The organism is Rhizomicrobium sp. (assembly GCF_056722145.1).
Genome location: NZ_JBWZET010000184.1, coordinates 1 through 2,215 on the forward strand (window position 1 = coordinate 1; position 2,215 = coordinate 2,215).

The 2,215-nt window shown below is 62.4% G+C and carries 2 protein-coding genes; both read right to left on the minus strand.

The window, feature by feature from the left end; all coding sequences use genetic code 11:
* Positions 1–679, minus strand: a 679-nt coding sequence (locus AC1P6P_RS09860; RefSeq protein WP_481402269.1) for a 2-oxoacid:ferredoxin oxidoreductase subunit beta, incomplete at its 3' end; no start/stop codon positions are given.
* 93 nt (positions 680–772) lie between these two features.
* Positions 773–2,215: 2-oxoacid:acceptor oxidoreductase subunit alpha (locus AC1P6P_RS09865; protein WP_481402270.1), on the minus strand; the 1,443-nt coding region annotated here is incomplete at its 5' end.

Below are 2,215 nucleotides of genomic sequence, written 5' to 3' on the forward strand. Positions count from 1 at the left end.
AGCCGGAATGGTTGTTGAAGGTCACGCACGGACTGATGACATCGAGGATCGCCGCGCCTTTGTGGGCAATGGCGCCCTTGATCAGCGGCACCAGCTGTTTCTTGTCGCCGGAGAAACTGCGCGCCACGTAGGTCGCACCCAGGAGCAGCGCCAGCGAAACGAGATCGATCGGCGAATCCGTGTTCATCTCGCCGCCCTTCGATTTGGAACCCTGGTCGGCGGTGGCGGAGAACTGGCCTTTCGTCAAGCCGTAGACGCCGTTGTTTTCGCAGATATAGACCATGTTGACGCCGCGCCGCAGCGCATGAACGAACTGGCCGAGCCCGATGGACGCGCTGTCGCCGTCGCCCGAAACTCCGAGATAGATAAGATCGCGATTGGCCATGGCCGCGCCGGTCAGCACGCTCGGCATGCGCCCGTGCACCGAATTGAAGCCGTGCGCCTGCCCCAGGAAATAGTCCGGCGTCTTCGACGAACAGCCGATGCCCGACATCTTGGCGACGCGATGGGGCGCGATGGCGAGTTCGAAGCATGCCTGCACGATGGCGGCGCTGATCGAATCGTGGCCGCAGCCGGCGCACAAGGTGGAAATCCGCCCTTCGTAATCACGCCGCGTGAAGCCGAGCGCATTCGGTTTCAGCGAAGGATGATGCAGCTTGGGCTTGGCGATATAGGTCATCTCAAAAACCCGTCATGCTGAGGTGGCCGGTCGGACAATACTGGTGACGATCAGACACATCGTTCGATCGAACGGCCCGCGAAGCACGTACACTCATTCCGCCGCCTCCTGGGCTTCGGTCTCGGCCAGGCCGGCGATGGCCGCGATTTGCCGGATGATGAAGCGGGCGGTGATCGGCGTGCCGTCGAAATGCAGCACGAGCAGGAATTTCGCCGGATCGATGGCGCATTCGCCGACGATCAGTTTCATCAATTGCGCATCGCGGTTCTGTTCCACCACGAACACCTGATCGTGCGCCGCGATGAAGGCGTCGACTTCGTCATTGAAAGGAAACGCGCGCACGCGCATCAGATCGAGCGGCAGGCCGCGCCCTTTCAGCACTGCGACGGCTTCCTCCATCGCCACCGCCGTCGAACCGTAATAGATGACTCCGAACTTCGCCTGTTGCTGGGCCTGTCGCACGACCGGTTTTGGCACCAGTGATTTGGCGGTTTCGAATTTGCGCAGCAGCCGCTTCATGCCCTCCACATAGGTGGCGCCTTCTTCGGAATAGCGCGCGTAGGCGTCGTGGCTGGAGCCGCGGGTGAAATAGGCGCCTTTGGAAGGATGGGCGCCGGGGATGGTACGATAGGGCACAGCATCGCCGTCGACATCGAGATAGCGCCCGAAGGACTTGCCCGCTTCCAGCTCTTCCGCGCTAAGAACCTTGCCGCGGTCGTATTTGCGCGCATCGTCCCAGGCGAGGGGCGCGACCAGCCAGTCGTTCATGCCGATGTCGAGGTCCATCATCACGAATACCGGCGTCTGCAGCCGTTCGGCGAGATCGAACGCGGCGGCCGCGAATTCGAAGCATTCGTGCGGGTCGGCGGGGAACAACAGCACATGCTTGGTGTCGCCGTGGCTGGCATAGGCGGCAAGCACCACATCCGATTGCTGGGTGCGGGTCGGCATGCCGGTGGAAGGGCCGCCACGCTGCACGTCGAACACCACCGCCGGCACTTCGGCGTAATAGGCGAAGCCGAAAATCTCGCTCATCAGCGAAATGCCCGGGCCCGAGGTGGCGGTGAAGGCGCGGGCCCCGTTCCATCCCGCCCCGACCACCATGCCGATGGCGGCGATTTCGTCTTCGGCCTGCAGAAACGCGAAGTTCCTTTTCTTCGAGACCGGATCGACGCGGAAGCGCGAGGCGTGGCGGTTGAAATTCTCGGCGAGCGAGGTCGACGGCGTGATCGGATACCAGGCGCAAACCGTCGCGCCCGCCCAGACGCATCCCAGCGCCGCGGCGTTGTTGCCCTGGATGAATATGCGCTCGCCGACCTTGTCCTGGCGCTTCACTTTCAGCTTGCAGCGGCCCTTCAGCTTGTCGCGGGCATATTCGAAGCCGAAGCCGAGCGCCTGGATGTTGGGCGCGAGCAGTTTCTTCTTGGTTTCGAACTGCTCCGCGATCAGCCATTTGACCGCTTCCAAATCCATGCCGAGAAGGTTGGTCAGGGCGCCGACATAAACGATGTTCTTGAACAATTGGCGCTGGCGCGG